This window comes from Clostridium sp. (genome assembly GCF_050717515.1).
GTDB lineage: Bacteria > Bacillota > Clostridia > Clostridiales > Clostridiaceae > Clostridium_AD.
In genome coordinates this window covers 127998-150437 of record NZ_JBOITL010000023.1, presented here as the reverse complement: position 1 = coordinate 150437, position 22440 = coordinate 127998, and the positions used below count along the sequence as shown (strand labels likewise).

The 22440-nt window shown below is 30.5% G+C and carries 18 protein-coding genes and 2 riboswitches; of the genes, 14 read left to right on the top strand and 4 right to left on the bottom strand.

Annotated features, from left to right (window positions below):
• The first annotated feature begins 23 nt into the window (after positions 1 to 23).
• From ACREV6_RS08650 to ACREV6_RS08625, 6 genes are read left to right on the top strand one after another with little or no spacing between them, the layout of a single operon-like run.
• Complete coding sequence (locus ACREV6_RS08650; protein ID WP_431577605.1) at positions 24 to 1199, top strand: Coenzyme F420 hydrogenase/dehydrogenase, beta subunit C-terminal domain; 1176 nt, start codon at positions 24 to 26, stop codon at positions 1197 to 1199.
• Between the two features lie 53 nt (positions 1200 to 1252).
• Entirely contained in the window at positions 1253 to 1921 is a 669-nt protein-coding gene (locus ACREV6_RS08645; protein ID WP_431577604.1) for a YveK family protein, read from the top strand.
• A 27-nt stretch (positions 1922 to 1948) separates the two neighbouring features.
• Complete coding sequence (locus ACREV6_RS08640) at positions 1949 to 2581, top strand: CpsD/CapB family tyrosine-protein kinase (protein ID WP_431577603.1); 633 nt, start codon at positions 1949 to 1951, stop codon at positions 2579 to 2581.
• 37 nt (positions 2582 to 2618) lie between these two features.
• Positions 2619 to 3770 carry a beta 1-4 rhamnosyltransferase Cps2T gene (cps2T, locus tag ACREV6_RS08635; RefSeq protein WP_431577602.1) on the top strand — a complete coding sequence of 384 codons (1152 nt, stop codon included), beginning with the start codon at positions 2619 to 2621 and terminating at the stop codon, positions 3768 to 3770.
• A 28-nt stretch (positions 3771 to 3798) separates the two neighbouring features.
• The gene (locus ACREV6_RS08630) at positions 3799 to 5175 is read left to right on the top strand and encodes a glycosyltransferase (RefSeq protein ID WP_431577601.1); all 1377 of its coding nucleotides are present in this window, start codon (positions 3799 to 3801) and stop codon (positions 5173 to 5175) included.
• A gap of 44 nt (positions 5176 to 5219) precedes the next feature.
• Positions 5220 to 6431 (top strand): hypothetical protein, encoded by a 1212-nt coding sequence (locus ACREV6_RS08625; RefSeq protein ID WP_431577600.1) that lies wholly within the window; start codon positions 5220 to 5222, stop codon positions 6429 to 6431.
• A 299-nt stretch (positions 6432 to 6730) separates the two neighbouring features.
• Here ACREV6_RS08625 and ACREV6_RS08620 read toward each other — a convergent pair whose 3' ends face one another.
• The 3 genes from ACREV6_RS08620 to ACREV6_RS08610 all read right to left on the bottom strand — a co-directional run bounded on the left by ACREV6_RS08620 (position 6731) and on the right by ACREV6_RS08610 (position 11104).
• Complete coding sequence (locus ACREV6_RS08620; protein ID WP_431577599.1) at positions 6731 to 8062, bottom strand: right-handed parallel beta-helix repeat-containing protein; 1332 nt, start codon at positions 8060 to 8062, stop codon at positions 6731 to 6733.
• A gap of 89 nt (positions 8063 to 8151) precedes the next feature.
• Complete coding sequence (locus tag ACREV6_RS08615; RefSeq protein WP_431577598.1) at positions 8152 to 9411, bottom strand: right-handed parallel beta-helix repeat-containing protein; 1260 nt, start codon at positions 9409 to 9411, stop codon at positions 8152 to 8154.
• A gap of 307 nt (positions 9412 to 9718) precedes the next feature.
• Positions 9719 to 11104 (bottom strand): right-handed parallel beta-helix repeat-containing protein, encoded by a 1386-nt coding sequence (locus ACREV6_RS08610; protein ID WP_431577597.1) that lies wholly within the window; start codon positions 11102 to 11104, stop codon positions 9719 to 9721.
• A gap of 18 nt (positions 11105 to 11122) precedes the next feature.
• Positions 11123 to 11203, bottom strand: a riboswitch (cyclic di-GMP riboswitch).
• A 249-nt stretch (positions 11204 to 11452) separates the two neighbouring features.
• On the opposite strand from ACREV6_RS08610, the gene ACREV6_RS08605 reads away from it, so the two are divergent.
• The 5 genes from ACREV6_RS08605 (at position 11453) to ACREV6_RS08585 (ending at position 17815) form a co-directional block, all read left to right on the top strand.
• The gene (locus ACREV6_RS08605) at positions 11453 to 12445 is read left to right on the top strand and encodes an LCP family protein (protein WP_431577596.1); all 993 of its coding nucleotides are present in this window, start codon (positions 11453 to 11455) and stop codon (positions 12443 to 12445) included.
• Positions 12446 to 12509: 64 nt separating this feature from the next.
• Positions 12510 to 13343: a dTDP-4-dehydrorhamnose reductase gene (gene rfbD, locus ACREV6_RS08600; RefSeq protein ID WP_431577595.1), complete on the top strand. Its 834-nt coding sequence runs from the start codon at positions 12510 to 12512 to the stop codon at positions 13341 to 13343.
• 162 nt (positions 13344 to 13505) lie between these two features.
• Complete coding sequence (gene galE / locus ACREV6_RS08595) at positions 13506 to 14492, top strand: UDP-glucose 4-epimerase GalE (protein WP_431577594.1); 987 nt, start codon at positions 13506 to 13508, stop codon at positions 14490 to 14492.
• Between the two features lie 68 nt (positions 14493 to 14560).
• On the top strand, positions 14561 to 15472 hold the full coding sequence (galU, locus tag ACREV6_RS08590) for a UTP--glucose-1-phosphate uridylyltransferase GalU (RefSeq protein WP_431577593.1): 912 nt from the start codon (positions 14561 to 14563) through the stop codon (positions 15470 to 15472).
• A 471-nt stretch (positions 15473 to 15943) separates the two neighbouring features.
• Positions 15944 to 17815: a polysaccharide biosynthesis protein gene (locus tag ACREV6_RS08585; protein WP_431577592.1), complete on the top strand. Its 1872-nt coding sequence runs from the start codon at positions 15944 to 15946 to the stop codon at positions 17813 to 17815.
• A gap of 43 nt (positions 17816 to 17858) precedes the next feature.
• On the opposite strand, the gene ACREV6_RS08580 is transcribed toward ACREV6_RS08585, so the two are convergent.
• Positions 17859 to 17990 carry a hypothetical protein gene (locus ACREV6_RS08580; protein ID WP_431577591.1) on the bottom strand — a complete coding sequence of 44 codons (132 nt, stop codon included), beginning with the start codon at positions 17988 to 17990 and terminating at the stop codon, positions 17859 to 17861.
• 330 nt (positions 17991 to 18320) lie between these two features.
• Positions 18321 to 18404, top strand: a riboswitch (cyclic di-GMP riboswitch).
• A 146-nt stretch (positions 18405 to 18550) separates the two neighbouring features.
• On the opposite strand from ACREV6_RS08580, the gene ACREV6_RS08575 reads away from it, so the two are divergent.
• The 3 genes from ACREV6_RS08575 (at position 18551) to ACREV6_RS08565 (ending at position 22170) form a co-directional block, all read left to right on the top strand.
• On the top strand, positions 18551 to 20260 hold the full coding sequence (locus tag ACREV6_RS08575) for a sensor histidine kinase (protein WP_431577636.1): 1710 nt from the start codon (positions 18551 to 18553) through the stop codon (positions 20258 to 20260).
• Complete coding sequence (locus tag ACREV6_RS08570) at positions 20257 to 20868, top strand: response regulator (RefSeq protein WP_431577590.1); 612 nt, start codon at positions 20257 to 20259, stop codon at positions 20866 to 20868. Before ACREV6_RS08575 ends, ACREV6_RS08570 begins: the two co-directional genes overlap by 4 nt.
• Before the next feature lie 99 nt (positions 20869 to 20967).
• Complete coding sequence (locus ACREV6_RS08565) at positions 20968 to 22170, top strand: signal peptidase I (RefSeq protein WP_431577589.1); 1203 nt, start codon at positions 20968 to 20970, stop codon at positions 22168 to 22170.
• The last annotated feature ends 270 nt before the right edge of the window (positions 22171 to 22440 follow it).

Below are 22440 nucleotides of genomic sequence, written 5' to 3'. Positions count from 1 at the left end.
AGCTAGGGGTGTGTTTATTAAACATGATTAAAATAGATGAAAAACGAAATTGCTGTGGCTGTAGTTCCTGCCTAAATGCATGTCCAAAGCAGTGCATAGAAATGAAAGAGGATAATGAAGGCTTTTTATATCCGCAAGTTGATGTACCCAAATGTATAGACTGTGGTTTATGTGAGAGAGTGTGTCCTATTATTAATAAAATTAATACAGATAGTACACCTATTGCTTATGCCTGTATAAATAAAAATGAAGGTATAAGATTACAAAGCACATCAGGTGGGGTATTTACAATTTTATCAGAAAATACAATCAAAAATGGCGGAGTTGTTTTTGGTGCTGGGTATGATGAGGATCTTAAGCTTGTACATAGTTACACAAATACGGTTGAAGGTTTATCTAAGTTTCGTGGATCTAAGTATGAACAAAGTAAAATCGGTGAAACTTATAAAAGAGCAAAAGAATTTCTTGAAAAAGATGTTCAAGTATTGTTTTCAGGAACCCCTTGCCAAATAGGCGGGATATATTCATATTTAGGGAAAAAGTATGACAACCTATTATGTATTGATATAGTTTGTCATGGAGTGCCATCACCTAAAGTGTTTAAAAAGTATAAAACGGGGCTTGAAAAAAGGTTTGGTGCGAAAACACGGAAAATAGTTTTTCGGAATAAAGATTCCGGATGGGCAAGGTACTCGGTGGCGGTGTCATTTAATAACAATAGTGAGTATAAGAAGGAATTTACACAAGATATATACATGCGAGGTTTTTTGCAGAATCTATATCTTAGGCCTTCCTGTTATGATTGCAGGTTTAAAACAGTAAATAGACAAAGTGATATAACTATTGCTGACTTTTGGGGCATCGAAAATATTTTGCCAAAACTTAATGACGATAAAGGCACATCACTTATTTTAGTTAATTCTACTAAAGGGAAAAAGGTATTCCAAAAATTACAGCATAAAATGATAGCAGTGAAAGTAGATCTTGATGAGGCTATAAAATATAATCCATCTGCTACAAAATCTGTACCACTAAATACTAATAGAGATAAATTTTTTGAAAAATTCAATTCATCTTCTGGTGATATAAATAAACTAATACATAAATATACAAAAGATAGCTTTAGAAAAAGAGTTTATGGCAAAACTAGAGTAATACTGTCTAAGGTTAAAAGGAAGTTAATAAATCAGCAAAAGTAAAATTTAACATTCTCATTATTATAATGAGAACAATTACCATGGAGGTATTTAAAATGAACTATGAAACTACTGTAGGTTATAAAGAGTTTATAAATGTTATAAAAAGAGGGAAATGGATTATACTACTTCTAACATTGTTATTAACATTAACAGCAACCGCAATTAGTATTTATTCAATGAAAAGCTCTAAACCAATTTATCAAACAAAAACAAGCCTTATAATAGGCCAAAAGGAAGATATAAGTAATGCTAAAGGTTTAATGGGTACATTTGAGGAAATTGCAAGATCTTCCACTATTGCAAAAAATGCTAGCGTAGCATTAAAAGGCTCTGTATCTCTTGCAAAAATTCAAGAAAGTTATGAAGTTAGTGTAGCAGATTCTGCTCCAATTTTAACAATTACAGCTAGTGGAAAGTCGCAAAAGGAGTCCGTGGTTATAGCCAGTGCAGTTTATAATTCTTTTACAAAAGAAGTAAAGAGAATATATCCTACACAGACCCTAAAAGTAATGGAAAATTCAGCTCAGAATGGTATTGTAAACAGTAAATTTAAAATTCTTAATGTTATATTGGCATTTTTACTTGGACTTTTTATTTCAATATTTGTTGTGACCTTCATAGGTTATTTTGATGAAAAAATAAGGACAAAAGAAGATGTAGAGAGATATTTGGGACTTGATGTTATTGGAAATTTGCCTAAAAGAAAGGCGACGGATATATAACTACATTTAAGAAAGGAGAGGTATTTAATGAGAAAAATAAATATTGCAGAAAATCACGAATTGGATTCAATTAATGCTAAAGCGTTTCACGAATTAAAAGCAAATATTCAGTTTCTGTGTACGGGAAGTGAAAGCAAGGTTATTATGATATGCAGTGCAGAACAAAAGGCTGGTAGGTCCACTACAGCTGCATATCTTTCTTTAGTACTGGCTCAAAGTGGTAAAAAAACTATACTTGTTGATTGTGACCAAAGAAATTCTAATATACATAATATGTTTAATTTAAAAAATGATGATAAAGGCCTAGTGAATTTTCTATCAGGAGATATTGTGCTTGAAGCAGTAATTAATACTACAAAACAAAAGAATTTATCTATAATAACTTCTGGCGCAAATGCATTAAACTATGCGGAACTTTTTGTATCAGAAAAATTCAATGAATTTACCGGGTCTTTAAAAAAAGATTTTGATTATATTATTATTGATTCTTCACCACTTACTGAAAGTGCTGATGCTAAGGCTATAGCAAAAAATGCAGATGGTTGTGTACTTGTGGTTAAGTATGGTGGGACAGAAAGAAAAACTGCTATAAAAGGTAAAGAAATTTTGGAAAAAGCAAATGCCAGTATTATAGGCGTATTTTTAAATAAAACAATTTAATAATAATTTTACAAAAGAGAAATAGAGGTGTATACAAATGTCAAATATATTTATTATAGGTTCAAAAGGAATACCTGCAAATTATGGTGGGTTCGAAACTTTTGTAGATAAGTTAACCCTTTATAAAAAAAATGATAGCATAAAGTATCATGTAGCTTGTCTAAATGTGCGCAATGAAGAGTTTTATTATAATAAGGCAAGATGCTTTAATGTACATGTAAAAGAAATAGGTAGCGCTAAAGCCGTGCTCTATGATTTGCAGGCTTTAAGCAAATCTATAAAGTATATTGAGGATAACAATTTATCTAATGCAATTATTCTTATTCTTGCTTGTCGTATTGGACCATTCTTATGCTTTTACAAGAAAAAACTAAAAGATTTAGGAATAAAACTTTATGTAAATCCTGATGGACATGAATGGAAAAGAAGTAAATGGATTGCACCAATAAGAGCTTATTGGAAATTCTCTGAAAAATTAATGGTTAAACATGCAGATCTGCAAATATGTGATTCAAGAGGTATAGAGGATTATATAAAATCCGAGTACAAGGTTTATAATCCTAAAACTACATTTATAGCTTATGGAGCGGAAATTGGAAGATCTAATTTAGGGTCAAATGACGCAGTAATAACAGACTGGTTTAATAAGTTTTCAGTAAAAAGAAAATCATACTACTTAATAGTTGGAAGGTTTGTACCTGAGAATAATTATGAGACTATGATAAGAGAATTTATGAAGTCTGATGTCCAAAAAGATCTGGTTATAATTACGAATTTAGAAAAAAACAAATTTTATGATAGATTACTAAAGGCCACCAATTTTACTAGTGATAAAAGAGTAAAATTTGTAGGAACTGTATATGATAATGAACTTTTAAAGAAAATACGAGAAGAGGCATTTGCATATCTCCATGGACATGAAGTAGGAGGAACAAATCCTTCACTACTAGAAGCTCTATCAAGTACTGATATTAATTTGCTTTTAGGTGTTAACTTTAATAAGGAAGTTGGGAAAGAGGGAGCACTGTATTTTAGTAAAAAAGATGGTGACTTAGCTTCCACAATAAATAAAGCTGAACAATTAAAAGAAAACGAGATAGAAATAATGTCTAGAGAAGCTAAAAATATTATCAAACAATTTTATTCTTGGGACAAGATTGTTAATGATTATGAAGAGCTATTCTTATAAATAAAGGAGGCGCAGCCTTATTAAAATATTGCATTATTCCCTAGGACTTCCCCCTCTTAGAACAGGAGGATTAACTAAATATTCTGTAGACCTTATGGTAAGCCAAGTTGAAAATGGAAATGAAGTTTCATTATTATATCCAGGACATTATTCGCTTAATAGGAAATTAAGGATTAATAAGGATAAACCCTTTAATAGTATTAAGGTATTCGAAATATTAAATCCGCTTTCTATCCCCTTATTAAGTGGAATACCAAATCCAAAAGCATATTTGAAAGATGTAGATCTGAATATTTATATTGATTTTTTAAAAGACTTAAAGGTAGAAATCATACATATTCACACATTGATGGGACTTAATAAAGAATTCATCGCAGCTGCAAAACAGTTAAATATAAAAACCATATTCACATCTCATGATTATTTTGGAATATGTCCTAAAGTTAATCTTATTAATTTACAAGGGTCAATATGCAAAGATTATGACAATGGGAAAAACTGTATAGATTGCAATAGAAATGGCTACAGTAAATCACTAGTGTTTTTAATGCAGTCAAGGACTTATAGAAAACTAAAGAATAGTTTGATTGTAAAAAAATTAAGAAATTATAAGCAGAAAATAATTATTAAAAGAAACAATAGTATAATGGAATACCAACCGGTAAAAGCAAAAAACAATAATAACACCGGTGCCAAGGACTATGTTAACTTAAGAAAGTACTTTATAAATATACTTAATAATATAGATTATATTCATTATAATAGCACAGTTGCAAAAAATGCATATGAGAAATATATTGACAATGTAAATAGCACAATTATTAATATTTCTCATTCAAATATAGAGGATAATAGAATAGAAAAAAATAGTAATGACAATGAACCGTTAAAAATAACATATATCGGATCAATAGAGAAATACAAAGGTTTATTTTTTCTATTGAAGGTGCTTGAAAAGTTAATGAAAAACAATGTTAACAATTGGACTTTAAACATTTACGGAAGAAATGTAAATATAGATACAAATAAATATATGGGAAAAGTAAATATAAAGGGTACTTATAATTATTCTGAGTTAGAGAATATATTTAAGAATACAGATGTGCTTATAGTACCTAGTATTTGGTATGAAACATTTGGGTATATAGCCCTAGAGGCATTTTCTTATGGGGTACCTGTGATTATGACTGATCTTGTAGGGTTTAAAGATATGATAATTCCAGAAGTTACTGGTATCATAATCAAAGCCTCAGAAGATGAATTGTATAATAACCTACAAACTATAATAGAGTGCAGAGAAAAATTATCTTATATTAATGGAAATATAATCGGGTTAAAAAGCATTTATACAATGAAAAACCATGCTGAGGATATAATGAAATTGTATACTGATTTAACCAGGTAGTTTAAGTTTTTAATGAAATACTAAAGAAATGGAGAAATAGTTAAATGGAAATGTTAATGGCATTATTGTATTGTTTTCATCAGATGGCTGCCAATTTACCCTTTGCGCCGAAAACTTTAACTGGCAATTTAGATTATTTTTATGCGCTAGGTATATTCGGGATTATTTTTGTTATATTTAAAAGAAAAAAAGACATTTCACTTTTAATAATAGCTGCACTACCTATTGCGATTTATGGTATCCTTCAAAAGATGATTATGGTTAATTTGGATATTCAAAAGCTTATGGTTAATGTTTCTAAAATAACTATATGTATTTCTCTAATGATTTTGGTAGGTAGGAAAGTTCATGATTTTAAAATTAAAAAATTTATTGATTATGTTTGTAGGATATACATAATATTTACACCCATGGCTTTGATATTTTCTAGTAACGAATATTTTTGGAGACTTCATGATACTATAAATAAATATAGCCTTACAAGACTAAATTTATTTTATATAGAACCTAGCGAACTGGGCTTTCATTTATCCTTTATAATTATTATATTAATGTATTTAATTATTGGGGAAAAAGATAAGAAGGTAAATCGAAAATACATAGTTTATACCGTGAATTGCTTAATTTTATTAGTGCTATCTAGAGCTTACGGGGCTTCAGTAATATTACTAGGCACCATACTATTTGTATCATTTATAATTATAATAGCAAAGCTGAACTATAAAAATATTTTAGTTGGATATGGATTAGCTATAATCTTCACTACAATAATAGTAGTATCTATTGTGACTAAATCATCAATGTATATGAGAACTGTTGATACGCTAAATGGAAGTGATTCTTCCAATAGTTATAGAGTAAATGTTACTCAAGAATTTACTAGTACAGCAATAACTAATACCGGTGGTCTTGGAGTTGGACTGGGCAATCTGAATACAGATAATACAAGGAAAATTTTCGCATCAACGGGCATGACAGCTGTGGTAGCAGCATCTTTCCCATACTTCATTGCAGAAGGCGGCTTGTTTGGAGTAGCATATCTTGTTTTATTAATAATACTTTTATTAATAAATGTACTCCACAAAAAAAATATGCTACTAGCAAACCTTCTGATCTTTAGCTTCTTATATCAGATCTATGGAGGTTATTTTACAAATCCAGTAAATTGGATTATATACGGATTAATATTAACCAAATGGATACCTGAGAAAATCTATGAGGAAAACAATATAAGCGAAGAAAAAGGGATAATTTAATAAATTATCCCTTTTTCTTTGTTCTATTTGCACCTTCTTAGATACATCTTATTGTAAATGACAATAAGATGAAATTCCTGGGGAAGTGACTCCAAATAAGAAGAGCAGAAACAATTGAAATTCCATTTAGAAATTCTTTTTTGCCAATATAAAATTCTCGTAAGCCTGACAGGAAGTCAGGCTAGCGAACCTGAGGCAGGACGCCGAATGTGAGCGTTAGAGAATTTTATATTTGCAAAAGATTAGAATTTCTAAATGGAATTTCATGTTTCAATCTCTTATTTGGAGTCACTCTTCGTTTATTTTTCAGTTGTCATTTTAGCATATTCATGAAGTGCATTTTTGTAACCTGATATTGTATTACTATCTATTTTGTTGTGCTGGTTTGTATTAGAAGTTGAATAAATACCACTCTTAGCTATAACTCCACTACCAGAGCTAATTTTATTATTTTTTATTGTTATATGTTGGGGATGAGATTTGCCATTTGAATCAAGTAATATTCCATTACCCTTTTCAGCAGCTTTAGTATCATTTTTGAGGTTTGTATTTGTTATAGTATTATTTGTTATAGTGCAATTTGCACTTCCTGCAGTTATATCAATACCATTAGTTTGCGAAGACAATACTTTGTTTCCCGTAACGCTGGTTCCATTTGTATCATAAAGACATATTGCGCCTAAATTACCAACACCGCTTATGGATTCTTCCACTGTATTGTTTTTAACAATATTATCATTGGCCTGCCATACCTCTATTTGATTAAATCTGTTGTTTTTACAATTATTGTTTATAAGAGAATTTCTACTAGTGACTTTCTTATCACCTCCATAAATTGTAGCACCTTCCTGACCATTGCCCTGGCAGAGATTATCGCTTGCTACGGAGTCTGTTGTACCTTTTCCTGTGGTGGAATTATAACCGAAGATTACACCTTGACCACCGCTGTTTTTTAAAATATTGTTTGTAACGGAAATTTTAGTTCCATTTAATGAGTAAACATGACCACTTATTTGTTCCTTAGCATAGCCAGCAAAAACTTTAGGGTTATCAAAATTATTCTTATGGATTTTAATATTAGATGAATTATTATCTATTAAAACCCCATATTTACGTATATCATAAAAATATGAATTTGTAACTGAGGTGTTTGATGCCTTGGAAAGATTAATGGCTGCAAAATCAATGTTATTTGTGAATCTGCAATCAGTTATCACAAGTCCTTTTTTTTCGGTAACATTTACAGCTGTAGCACAATTTTGAAATTCTATACCTTGGAAACTGTTATCATTACCTACAGAAAACAAGGTGTTTTTGCCTGTGCCTTTAATTACAGCATCACCGCCTGAAATTAATTTTATTCCATCCTTTAATTTAACGCTGCCGTGAAAATTATAGGTACCTTCTGGTAAATTCAATGTACTACCGCTAGGATAAGAATCTACCATTTTTTGAAATGAAGCAGAAGTATCAGTTTCACCAGTTATGTCTAATGAATATTTTTTTACATCACTTTTATTAATGTTATGAAGAGATGGATCTTTTGTTTTATTAATAATTACAAATGTTGTTATTATAATTGATAAAAGGATTATTATAATAATAACTACTTTATTTTTTAAAAATTTCATACATTCACCCTTTATATTTGTATTAGTAAATTTACTATACTGTATATTAAATTTACTATAATATACAGTATAGTATTTAATCCATTTGCTTATTTGTCACGGGTCAAATCAGCATATTCATGAATTCCAGATTTGTAGCCCGTTATTAGGTTGCTATATATTTTGTTATGCTGATTTTTATTAGAAGTTGAGTAAATAGCACTTTTAGCTATAATCCCACTACTTGAGCTAATTTTATTATTATTGATTGTAATATATTGAGGATCAGCTATGCCATTCCAGTCAAGTAATATGCCATTACCAATTTCTGCAGCATTACTATCATTTCTCAAATTAGTATTAGCTATGTAATTATCTGATATGGTGCAATTTAAGCTTCCCGCGGTTATATCAATACCATTATTTTGAGCAGACAATACTTTGTTCCCTGTAACGGTTGTACCGGTTGTAGCAAAAAGGCATATTGCTCCCATATTTCCACGACCTTTTATTGATTCTTCTACTGTATTGCCACTGACAGTGTTATTATCAGATTGCCATACTTCTATTTGATTATATCTGTTATTTTTAGAAGTATTGCCTATAATAGAATTTCCACTGCTAACCTTTTTGCTACCTCCATAAATTGTGAGACCTTCCTGACCATTGCCTATGCATACATTATTGCGTGCTAGGGAGTTAGTGGTACCTTTTCCAGATGTTGAACTGTAACCGAATATTATCCCTTGGCCACCGCTATTTTTTAAAATATTGTTTGTAACGGAGATGTTGCTGCCATTTAAACAGTAAACATGCCCACTTATCTGCTGCGTAGCGTATCCACCAAAAACCTCGGGGTTATCAAAATAATTGTTATTTATAGTAATATCAAAACTATTGTTATCTGTTTTAATTCCATATTTGAGTATGTTATAAAAATATGAATTAGTAACAGTACAATTGCTTGCCCCATAAAAATCAATTGCTGCAAAATTAATATTATCTGTGAATCTGCAGTTTATTATATTGACCTCTTTTTTATACAAAGCTCTTAAAGCTGTAGAGCAATTTTGAAACTCTATACCCTTAAAAGTGTTATCATTACCTGTAGAGAATAAAGTGTTTTTGCCAATTCCTTGGATTACAACATTATCATCTGCAATTAATTTTATTCCATCTGGAAGTTCAACGATGTTTGAGAATTTATATATACCTTTTGGTAATTTTATTGCGCTACCTACTGGTAGTGAATCCACCATTTTCTGAAATGCAACTGAAGTATCTGATAATCCCGTTATATTTAGATTATAATTTTTAGCTTCTATTATAGTAGGATTAGATGCACTAGAAGAAATTGCTGCTACATCCACAGCATTTGTAGTAGTTACAAAAAAACTACCAGTTGATAAACAAACTAATATAATAATTGGAATTATACTTTTTTTAATATTGATTTTTAAGATATTTAATCACTCCTTTTATGTGTGTTACATTCTAGTATTTTATAATGAGTATCCTTCTAATTATAACATTAATAGAGGTGATTAAGTTCATTCTATCTGTTAACAGAGCAACAACAAAAGACTTCAGAAGGAATATAAATATCCTTCTGAAGTCTTAATATTACAAAAATAAAAAAACCTTTGTATAAGTAAGAATTTTATCTAGTATATATTATTATTTTCCACAAGTGGCTAGAGCATACCAATGGTTTCCATACTTGTAGCCTTTCGTGATATTACCACTTATTTTGTTATGATGATTTTTATTAGAAGTTGAGTAGATACCACTTTTAGCTATAATTCCTTTACTTGAGCTAATTTTATTATTGGTGATTGTAATATATTGAGGATCAGCTACACCATTCCAGTCAAGTAATATGGCATTACCTTTTTCGGCAGTATTAATATCATTTTTCCTATTAGTATTAGCTATAATATTATCTGATACGGTGCAATTTGAAGTTCCTGCTATTATTGCTATACCATTAGTTTGCGAAGACAACACGGTATTTCCTGTAACATTTGTTCCAGTTGTAGCGAAAAGGCATATTGCTCCCAAATTTCCACGACCCAATATGGATTCTTCCACTGTATTTTCATATACAATGTTATTATCAGATTGCCATACTTCTATTTGATTAAATCTGTTATTTATAGATGTATTGCTTATAATAGAATTTCCGCTGGTAACCTTGCCTTTGCCTCCATAAATTGTAATGCCTTCCTGACCATTGCCCACGCATTGATTATTGAATGCTACAGAATCCGTTGTACCTTTGGCAGTTGTTGAATTATAACCGAAGATAACACCTTGCCCTCCGCTATTTTTTATAATATTGTTTGATACTATAATTTTAGTTCCATTTAAACAGTAAACATGCCCACTTATCTGTTCTACTTCATAGCCACCAAAAACGGTAGCGTTATCAAAATTATTGTTGTTGATTGTAATATTAGAAGCATCGTTATCTATTAAAATTCCATATTTATGTATATCGTAGAAATATGAATTTGTAACGGAGGAATTTTTTCCTCCATAAAAATTAATTGCTGCATAATCAATATTATTAGTAAATCTGCAGTTTATTACATTAAGGCCAGTCTTTTGAAAAACATTTAAAGCTGTAGAGCAATTTTGAAACTCTATGCCCTCAAAACTGTTTAAATTACCTGTAGAAAATAGAGTGTTTTTGCTAGTGCCTATAATTATAACATCACTAGAAGCAATTAGTTTTATATTGTCTTTTAATTTAACGGTGCTAGAAAATTTATATATACCTTTTGGTAATTGTATTACAGAGCCTTTTGAAAAAGAGTCTATCATTTTTTGAAATTGGCCTGAGGTATCTGATACTCCTGTTATATCTAAATTATAATTTATAGCATTTATAATAGTAGGAATATTAGTTGTGGTAGATAGGGTAGAAGATTGTGTTGTTAAATCATTAGTATTTACTATTAGATCAGCAGCGTTTGTAGTAGGTAAGAAGTAACTAACATTTGATAAAGAAATTAAAATTATTATTGCGGTTATACTTTTTTTGAAATTGTTTTTTAACATTTAAATCACTCCTTTTATTTCGGTGGCTAGGCTACCATACCTACGTAAGGCCCTATGGCTTTGCGTCCTTACCTTTCGATAAGTTTGCTATTATCGGTAAAAGATTTACATAGAAGATTAAATCATCACCTATGGGGCTGCAATATTATCATTAGGTTATATTATCGAAAGTAATATACTATCCTTTAGGTTTTTTAAATTAGTTATCAAAATGGGTAAATATATGTTCATTATGAAATTAAAAGTTTGCCATAAAATTTTCAAAGTTATATAATTAATTGTGGTCATTTTAGAGTCTGCATATCACTTTCGGAATTGATTATACTAATCATTATAGGAGGTGAAAATATGAAGAAAATGAAACCATGGATGAAGACTTTTTTAAGTGTATTTATTATTATTGTACTGGTTGGTGGAGCTGCATTTAGCTATACATTTTATCAACTAAGTCGAATAAATACATTAAAAATATCAAAAACCGATGCAGATTTAGGTATCAAGCCTGAAGCATCTGTAAAAAAAGAAAATGAAAACAAAATAATAAATATTGCACTCTTCGGTCTAGATAGAAAGGATAAAAATCAGCCAAGTCGTTCGGATTCTATAATAATACTTTCTATTGATGAAGATCACAAGAAAATAAAAATGTCCTCCATAATGAGGGATACCTACGTACAGATAAGTGGTCATGGTGAAACGAAGCTTACCCATGCATATGCCTACGGTGGACCACAGCTTGCTATAAGAACTATTAATGAAAATTTTAATTTAGACATTAGAGATTATGTCTCTGTGGATTTTTTTGCCTTTGAAAAAATAATAGATGATATTGGCACAGTGACTATAGATATTAAACAAGACGAAATTAGTGCAATAAACGATAAAATACTTGAAGGATCTAAAATCGAAAATAAACCAGTTACTAAGATTACAAGAGTGGGACTACAGGCTTTAAATGGACTGCAAGCTTTAGCGTATTCAAGAGTACGCTACACTTCTGGTGGAGATTTTAGGAGAACTGAAAGGCAAAGAACTGTATTATCAGCTGTAATTACAAAAATTCAGTCTTTAGGGGTAACTGAATCTCTATCTGCTCTGTCTAAGATGCTACCTTATACTGAAACAAGCATGAATAGTATGGAAGTAATAAAGAGTGGTAAAAGAGTGATTACTTCTAATATAAAACCCTTGGAGCAGGAGAGATTTCCAGTGGATGGCTACTGCAAGGGAAAAACTATAGATGGAGTGTGGTATTTAACCTATGATAAGTCAGATACTATAGATCAAATTCACAAATTTATTTACAAAGATATAAAGCCAGTGCCTAAAGCCCCGCTGTAAAGGTGGAATAGGTAAGGAGTTAAATTATTTCTAGTTGTAAGTAGAATATAAAGGAGAATGAATTATGAAGATATTAATTACAGGAGCTAATGGCCAGCTTGGACGAGAGCTGGCCAGGCAATATAAAGAGATAAAAGGTATTGACTTAATACTTGCAGGTAAATTAGATTTAGATATAACAAACCTACGTAGTGTATATAGTTTTGTAAATCAAAAAAAACCAGATGTAATTATTAACTGTGCTGCATTTACGGCTGTTGACAAATGTGAGTCAGAAATAGATATGGCATATAAAATAAATGCCCTAGGACCTAAAAACTTGGCTGTAGCTGCAAATGAAATTGGGGCAGAAATTGTTCAAGTATCAACAGATTATGTTTTTGATGGTAATACTGATAAATCACTAACAGAGTTTGACCCCGTAAATCCGCAAACTATTTATGGGAAAACAAAGCTTGAGGGAGAGATATTAGTTAAAAGCCACAATCCTAAGCATTATATAGTTAGAACTGCATGGCTTTACGGAGAAGGGAATAATTTTGTAAAGACTATGCTAAACTTAAGTAAAACTAATACAACAATAAAAGTAGTTAATGACCAAAAGGGAACACCTACAAGCACAGTGGATTTAGCTAGAGCTATAATAAAACTTATAGAAGATAAGAATTATGGAGTGTTTCATTGCACCTGCAAAGGGGAATGCACTTGGTATGAATTCACTAAAGAAATATTTAGACTTAAAGGTATTTCTACAGAAGTTTTGCCTTGCACAACAGATGAGTTTCCAAGGCCAGCCAAAAGACCTAAATATTCCGTGCTTAGAAATTATATGATGGAACTCACTTGTGGTGATATAACTAGGACTTGGCAGCAAGCAATTAGTGAATATTTAAAATAAGAAAGTCAGAAAACCATTCCGCAGTAGTAATCTTTAATTACTACTGCGGAGTGAAAATCATAGTAAAATAGTAAGCTAAATAGTATAATTACATTGTGGGTTTTTTATAACCTGCAAGGTAACTTAAATAATTTTGAAACCAATTGAAAGGGGTTGAATATATTGGCTATTTTAGTTTGTGGCGGAGCTGGTTACATAGGAAGTCATATGGTAGCGGAGCTTTTAGAAAAAGGTGAAGAAGTTGTAATTTTAGATAATCTTCAAAAGGGACATAAACGAGCACTTATGGGTGGAAAGTTTTATGAGGGAGATTTAAGAGATAGTAACCTATTAGATCTTGTTTTTAATGAAAATAAAATAGATGCAGTTATAGATTTTGCAGCAGACTCACTAGTGGGAGAGAGCGTAGTGGAGCCACTAAAGTATTTTGAAAACAATATAGGTAGTACTGTTAATTTATTAAAAGCTATGAGAGATCATAAAGTAAAACATATAGTATTTTCCTCAACAGCTGCAACTTATGGAGAACCGGAGAGTATACCTATCCTTGAAGGGGACAAAACAATACCAACTAATCCCTATGGAGAGTCAAAGCTTGCAGTAGAAAAAATATTAAAGTGGTGTGATAATGCCTATGGGATTACTTATACAGCCCTTAGATATTTTAATGCAGCGGGAGCTCATGTATCTGGGAAAATAGGAGAAGATCACTCACCAGAGTCTCATTTAATACCATTAATCCTTGAGGTAGCACTAGGAAAAAGAGAAAAAATCATGATTTTTGGGGAGGACTATTCTACAGAAGATGGTACCTGCGTAAGAGATTATATACATGTAACAGATTTAGCAAACGCACATTTACTTGCCCTAAAAAGACTTGAAAATGGTGGTAAAAGTACAATTTGTAACTTAGGTAATGGTAAAGGTTTTTCTGTTAAAGAAGTTATAGAAGTTGCAAGAAAAGTTACGGGATGCAATATAAAAGCTGAAATTGCGCCAAGGCGTGCAGGAGACCCTGCTGTACTTATAGCTTCTAGTGATAAGGCAGCAAGTGAGCTGGGTTGGAACCCTAAATATAATTCCCTTGAAAACATTATAGGAACAGCTTGGGAATGGCATAAAAATAATCCTAATGGGTACGAAAAATAACTTATAAAACAAGTAAGATTAATCAGTGTATAAGGAAATCACACTAGATATTAATAGGAGATGTTTATATGAGAGTTAAAAAAGCTATTATACCAGCGGCGGGACTTGGAACCAGGTTTCTACCTGCAACCAAGGCACTACCTAAGGAAATGTTACCTATAGTTGATAAGCCTACTATGCAATATATTATAGAAGAAGCTGTGGCTTCAGGTATAGAAGAAATACTAATTATTACAGGAAGAAATAAAAAGTCTATTGAAGACCATTTTGATAAATCTGTAGAACTTGAACTAGAGCTAGAAAATAAACATAAGGATGGCTTACTTGAACAGGTTAGAGATATATCAAATATGGTGAATATACATTTTATAAGACAAAAAGAGCCAAAAGGACTTGGTCATGCTATAAATTGTGCAAGAACCTTTGTTGGCAATGAACCTTTTGCTGTTATGCTAGGTGATGATATAGTTGACGCAAAAATCCCTTGCTTAAAACAACTTATGGATTGTTTTGAAGAAAAGCAGGCAACAATTTTAGGGGTTCAAGAAGTAAAAAAAGAAAATGTAGATAAATATGGAATAGTTGATGGAGTTCAAATTAGAGATAGAGTATACAAAGTCAATAACCTTGTTGAAAAACCACAAGTAGACTTGGCGCCCTCAAATGTAGCTATACTTGGTAGATACATAATAACTCCTGAGATATTTGATATATTAGATAATACAAAGCCAGGTAAAGGTGGAGAAATTCAGTTAACGGATGCTCTAAAAACTTTAATAGCACAGCAAGACATGTACGCATATGTATTCGAAGGAAGAAGATATGATGTAGGTGATAAATTAGGATTTCTTGAGGCCACAGTTGAGTTTGCATTAAAAAGAGAAGAATTAAGAGTTCCCTTTATGGAATATCTGCAGACTTTAAAATATAATGATAATTTTAGTGACTTATATAAAGAAGTAGAAAAAAGAAGATTGTAATTAGGAAAAAGTGGGGTTGTTAATTCACCTTGTGAAAGAATGAAAATTGAGAATTGCAGCATTAAAAATAAAGAGATAGAGTTTCTTATGGGAGCAAATCTATCTCTTTATTTTTTTGTAAGTTAAATAAAAAAAATACTATTATGTCGCTGCATGAATAACTGTGAAGCCTTGATATACAAGATGCCATGGACTCTTATTTTAAAAAAAACAACATTGAAACTGTGAAATAATTATAAAGTTGATGTATAGTAGAGCATATGCCTTATAACGTGGAATATTGACAAAACAAAAAATTGCTATAAGTTTTACATAGCTATATAATAATATTGGGTTTCTTTGTATAAATTAGGGAATTAAATAAATAATTTAATAGAAAGTAAAAACCTTATTATAAATTGCAAGTAACATAGTAAAAGTAGAAAACAGAAATTTTGTATGCTTTAGAAAAGAAGAGAAGAGGTAGATAATATGAAAGTATTAGGAAAATGGAAAAAGCCAATATTAATCTTAAGTGATGCAGTTTTAATAAACTTAGCATATATATTAGCATTTTATTTTAGATATAATTTTACAAGTTTCAAGTTTTATTCAAAAGGATACAAAGAGATAGCCTTAATTGTAACAGTTATTTACATAGCTTGTTTTTATCTCTTTAAGCTTTATGAAAGCCTTTGGAGTTATGCAAGTATAGATGAATTTATGTTAGCTATTGGAGCATGTCTTACAGCTAATCTTGCAACTATTGCCTTTGTTAGAACTTTCGGCCATGAGTTTGCTTATGGAGTAAGTATAATAGCCTGTGCTTTTTCCATCATTTTTATAGTAGGTTTTAGAATGTCATTTAGAATCTACGGTAGATTTGAAAGTATTCTAAATTGTAATGCAAGTAAAAATGAACGGAAAAGAGTAATGATAATTGGAGCTGGGGCGGCGGCCGCTATGGTTATAAAAGAAATGAAAAGCAGTAGTCAAAGTACGTATATGCCTGTAGCTGTAATCGATGATGAACCTTATAAAAAAGGAAAAAATATAGTGGGAGTGAAAGTTCTTGGTAATAGGAGTGACATACCTAAAATAGCAGAGCAGCAGTCTATAGAAACTATACTTATAGCTATACCAACTATAGATGATAAAGATAAAAAACAAATTTTAGAAATATGTAAAAAAACAAATTGTAAAATAGAAATCATTCCTGGTATGTATGAAATAATAAATGGTAAAGTTTCCTTAAGCCAAATAAGAAAAGTAGATATTGAAGATCTGCTTGGACGCAAAGCAGTGGAGCTGGATATGGATGGCATCGCAAGCTATATTCACAATAAGACTATCCTTGTAACTGGGGGAGGAGGGTCTATTGGATCAGAATTGTGCCGTCAGATTACAAAATTTGAACCCAAGCAATTAATTATTTTCGATATATATGAAAATAATGCTTATGATTTGCAAATGGAACTCCAGTATAAATATCCTGAATTAGATTTAAAAGTACTGATAGGGTCTGTTAGAGATATTAAACGATTAGAAAGTGTATTTAAAAAATATTCACCAAATATAGTTTTCCATGCAGCAGCGCATAAGCATGTGCCGTTAATGGAAGAGAGCCCTATGGAAGCCATAAAAAACAATGTATTTGGAACTTTTAATATGGCAGAATGTGCACATAAGTTTAAAGTAGAAAGGTTCGTTATGATATCCACGGATAAAGCGGTAAACCCAACAAATATAATGGGTGCTACCAAAAGAATGTGCGAAATGATTATACAATCCTTTGACAAAATAAGTGAAACACACTTTGTGGCAGTGAGATTTGGAAATGTTTTAGGAAGTAATGGCTCTGTAATACCACTATTTAAAAAACAAATAGAGCATGGTGGACCAGTTACACTTACTAATAAATATATAACAAGGTTTTTTATGACCATACCAGAGGCGGCACAATTAGTGCTTCAATCTGGTGCTTATGCCAAAGGTGGAGAAATCTTCGTGCTGGATATGGGACAACCTGTTAAAATATATGATTTAGCTTGGGATTTAATAAAGCTTTCAGGATTTGAGCCTAATAAAGATATTAAAATTGAAATTACAGGGCTTAGGCCGGGAGAAAAACTTTATGAAGAGCTGATGATGAGTGAAGAAGGGCTTGCCAATACTAAACACGAGAAAATATTTGTGGGGAGACCGATTTTTAGTGATTTAGAGGTTTTGAGAGAGAAAATTGGAGAGCTTAGGGAGATTATTGATAGGGATGATGTTGGACTATTAATTAAAAAAGTAGAAGAAATAGTTCCAACTTACAATAGAACTATGCAGGAATGTGCGGTTGACACCGTAGTAGAGTAATTAAAACTATCCAAATGCAGAGTAAACATGCATTTGGATAGTTTTAATTACTTTTTTCTTCATCATATTTAACATTTGGCATTAAGGGGGGGGTCTTACCGGCAGCTTTCATCAGGCTAGCATATACAATGTACATAATAGTTAATATAATTGCAAAAATTATAAATTTTGGCATAAAGACTACATCCTCCCCTATTAATAACAATTAATAGCTTTATATGAATATAAAGCTATATATAGATTATATGGCTAAAAGTTAAAAAATACAATGGATTAGAGCAAAAGTAAGGTTATTGTACTAATTATTTTTATTCAGCATATAAAATTAAAGAGGGTAAAAATATGAAGAAAATAAAGCCAGGGGTGAAGCTCATTTTAGGTGTATTGATTATCATTGTAGCTTAAATGAAAGATTTGATGCCTATTTAAATATATATATAAATAAATACCATTTACACCAGAAAATGTAAATGGTATACTTATATTATTGATTATGTAATAAAAAAATAAATAGGGGGACAATGAAGTATGCTCCATATTTGGGCACCTAGAGCATGCTGAGTCAATGGTGCAACCCACCCAATCTACAAGGAATTTATTTGTGTAGGTTGTTTTTTTTACGAAAAATTTAATAATATATGTATATAGTGAAAATGGTAATAATTATAAAGCGAACAGAGGTTTTGTTATTCAAACGTATAGTTAGATTTGTGGGGGCGGTGTTTTGTGATTAATATGGGCTTAGATAAAGTATTGGCAATAAAAAATTTAAATGGTGAGTTGAAAATTATTTATTTATACAGATATTTTTCCCTGTTTTTGACCTCCTTATTTTATTTAGCTAGTGATTTTCAGGTTGCATTAAAATATAAATTAATAGTGGTAGTATGTTTATCTATTTCATCAATTATTTTAAACCATCTTTATGTAAGCAACCCAAATATGAAGAATATCATTAAAATGTTGATTATTATTGAAATTATAGGAAATACAATACTTTTGATACCTACGGGTGGATTAAAGAGCCCATATATTTGGTACTCTTTAAATACTGTTTTAATATGTATATATTTTTTAAATATATATTGTTGCACTGCTAACATATTAAGTTATTTAATATTTTCTACAGTGATATCATTTGAAATATTTAACAAAGAAGGGGAAAGTATTGTTGAAATAGTTTTTAATAATTCAAATCTTATACTTAGTTTAATTTTAATAACTGTGTTAATGCAATTATTGTCAACATTAACAAAACAATTAAACAAGGAGAGCAAAAATTTAACGATTCTTAATAATGGTTTAATAGTCTCAAATGAAAGAACAAAAGAATCAATTGAACATATTAAGGCATTGTATCAAGCAACGCACTCTTTTATAAATCAGAGTGATAAGGGCGAATTGACAAAAATAATTACCTATTATGCCAAGGAAATTACCAAGTCTAATTTAACATTTTTCTGCATACAATCAGATAAAGATGAATTAGAAGTAGAGGTCAATGGGGAGTTAACTCAAAGCTGTAAAGATGATTTAGTAAAAGACATAAAGAGGCAGTGGGGTAATATGAATAATACTAATAAGGTAATTAATCTATATATAAAGGATGCAAAATTTGCTGCAGTTATTGTTGAATATTCCCATAGACAATATGGAGTACTAGGAATTGAAATAAATGATAATGAAGACAGGGTGTTTTATAAAGAAAATACAGGCCAATTAAAGTTTTTATCTGAATTAAGTGCTATGGTATTTGAAAAATTACAGTTAGAAGAAATAAATAACCATCTATTAATAGCTGAAGAGCAAAATCGTATTGCAAATGAAATTCATGATAGTGTTACTCAAAGACTCTTTAGTATCTCTTGTGCAACTCATACTTTGAAGGAGGAATTGAATCTTATTACTGAAGAAAAATTAAAAATGCAACTAAATACAATAAATGATTCGCTAAACAAGGCAATGAAGGAACTGAGAGAAACTATATATGGGCTAAGCTCAAGAAAAAGTGGGGTTAATACATTTCAACAGGATATTACAAATTATATAAATGATATATCAAAGCTAAATAATGCTTTTATATCTTTTAATATAAAAGGAAATCAAGAATTAATGAGCTATGATTTAAAAAAAGCATTATATAGAATTATATGTGAAGGAACGGGTAATGCTCTTCACCATGGTAAATGTGATGAAGTAGAAATAACTCTGAATATAAAAGATCAATTTACGGAGTTAATGATAATGGATAATGGAATAGGGTTTGATTTAAAAAATAAAATGGATAATAAGGAAATTGGGCTAGGAATTAATAATATGCTGAATTTAGTTAAATATCTTAATGGGGAAATAAATATTGATAGTAAAGATAAGATAGGTACAACTATCGTGGTAATGCTACCCAATTTTATATTAATAAATAAAGAACAGGAGGAAGTTGTGTGAAGTTAGTTATTGTTGATGACCACCCAATGGTAAGGAAGGGAATTATATCTATATTAACTAATGAAAAAAATATTGATGAAATAAAAGAGGCATCAAATGTTGAAGAGGCAATGAACATAATAATAAAGGATGAGATAGAAATGGCAATAATTGACCTAAGGCTAGGTTCAGATGATGGGCTGGAAATTGTGGCAAGGGTTAAAAAAATGAATCTAAAAACCAAATGTGTAGTATTAACTTCATTTATTCCACATGAAGATTTTAAGAGGGCAGAAAAGATGGATGTAGATGGTTATATACTAAAAGAAGCATTTGCTGAGGATATTATATATGCCATTAGGTTAATCAGTAGAGGAAAGAAATATTATGACCCTGAAATTTTAAAACAGAAAGATGTATTAAATAATAGTTTAATTTATCAATTAACAGACAGAGAAAATGATGTGTTAAAGGAAGTTGGAAAAGGCTTAAGTAATGAAGAAATAGCAAAAATCTTATATATATCAGAGCATACCGTAAAGAAGCATGTTAGTAATATTTTGTATAAATTGAATTTAAACCATCGTGCACAAATAGTATTTATGGTAAATACTAAAGTAGCTATGTAAATTGAAATATCGTTAAAAGCTTGTTAATGAGATGAATCAGTAATTTTTGAAGGTATTGGAAGTATGTAAAAATATAAATATGTTAAAATGAGGGAAAAGATGATGAAAAGTTGTAAAACTAAAGGGATAAGAACATCAGAATCTAAATGCTTTTTGCTGATTTGCATAATGTTAGGTGTTTATTTGTTAGAAAATCTGCCTTTAATTAAGATTAATAGCAGTACTTATTTTGCTTATATAATCAAGCCATTAATATGGTTTGGAATAATATTTATAGTTTGGATTTTCCCACGAGTTAGACCAAAGGGGAAAATAAGGTTTCAAAATGATTTAAAGTGGTGGGTGGGCTATTTAGCCGTTTTTTATATATTATTCACCTTTTTAGCTGGGTTAATAGAACATTTTGGTAAGAGCCCTTACGATTTCTCACCACTAGGAATAGTGAAAAATATAATAGTATTAGGCTCAGCATTAATTGCTCGGGAATTAGTAAGGGCATATTTAGTTAATAGCCTAGCAAATAAACATCCCTTCTTAACCATGGCCATAATAGCTATATTAATGACGTTTTTAAATTTATCATTAAATAGAATCATTAGTTTGAAAGAAGGTATGGAAGTTTTTCAATATATTGGAGAAATATTTCTTCCGGAATTATTAAAAAATATATTAGTAACATATTTGGTTTTTATTGGAGGGCCAACCCTTTCAATTGTTTATTTAGGAATATTAAATGGAGTGGTTTGGGTTTGTCCTATTTTACCAGATATAAGATGGATTACAACAGCTTTAATTGGAATATTGTGTCCAGTATTTAGTTTAATGATTATTCAATATATATATTTAGGGCAATCAAAGTCTCCAAAGATTAGGCATGCAGAAAAAGAAAATCCATTAGGCTGGATTTTAACAAGTGTTTTCTCTATAGCTATGGTTTGGTTTGCAGTTGGAGTTTTCCCAATACAACCATCAGTTATAGTAACAGGTAGCATGAAGCCAATGATACAACCGGGAGATATGGTGATAGTGAAAAAAATGGATGGTAACGAAGTCAAAATGGGAGATGTTATTCAGTTCAAGAAGGATAATATTTACATTTTTCATAGAATTATAGAGATAAAAGAAGATGAAAAACAATTGAAATATAAAACTAAAGGAGATAATAATTCAGGTGCAGATTCAGATTTGGTTTCAATTGGGGATGTTAAGGGGAAAGTTATTTATGTAATACCTAAGATAGGTTGGCCTACATTAATATTTAAAAGCAAAAATGTTGTGCCAAAAGAAAAGGTGGAATTCTAAGTGCTTAGTACAGGGTGAGATGCCCTGTTTTTTTATGTTTTAAATTAAGAGGAGATACTTAATTTAAAGCAAGGAGGGTGTATGTAATACTAAAGTAGTATATGAATTACTACTTTAGTATAGTGTTAAATAAATACAAAGTAGTATTAAAGAGTAAACATTCGAGGTGAGAAAATAGTGATTTAGTTGGATATAATTAACATATTAGGAATTAAGAAGTAGAAATCCTTTGGTATGATTCTGTGATTTTTATTTAAATGTAAATTCCAT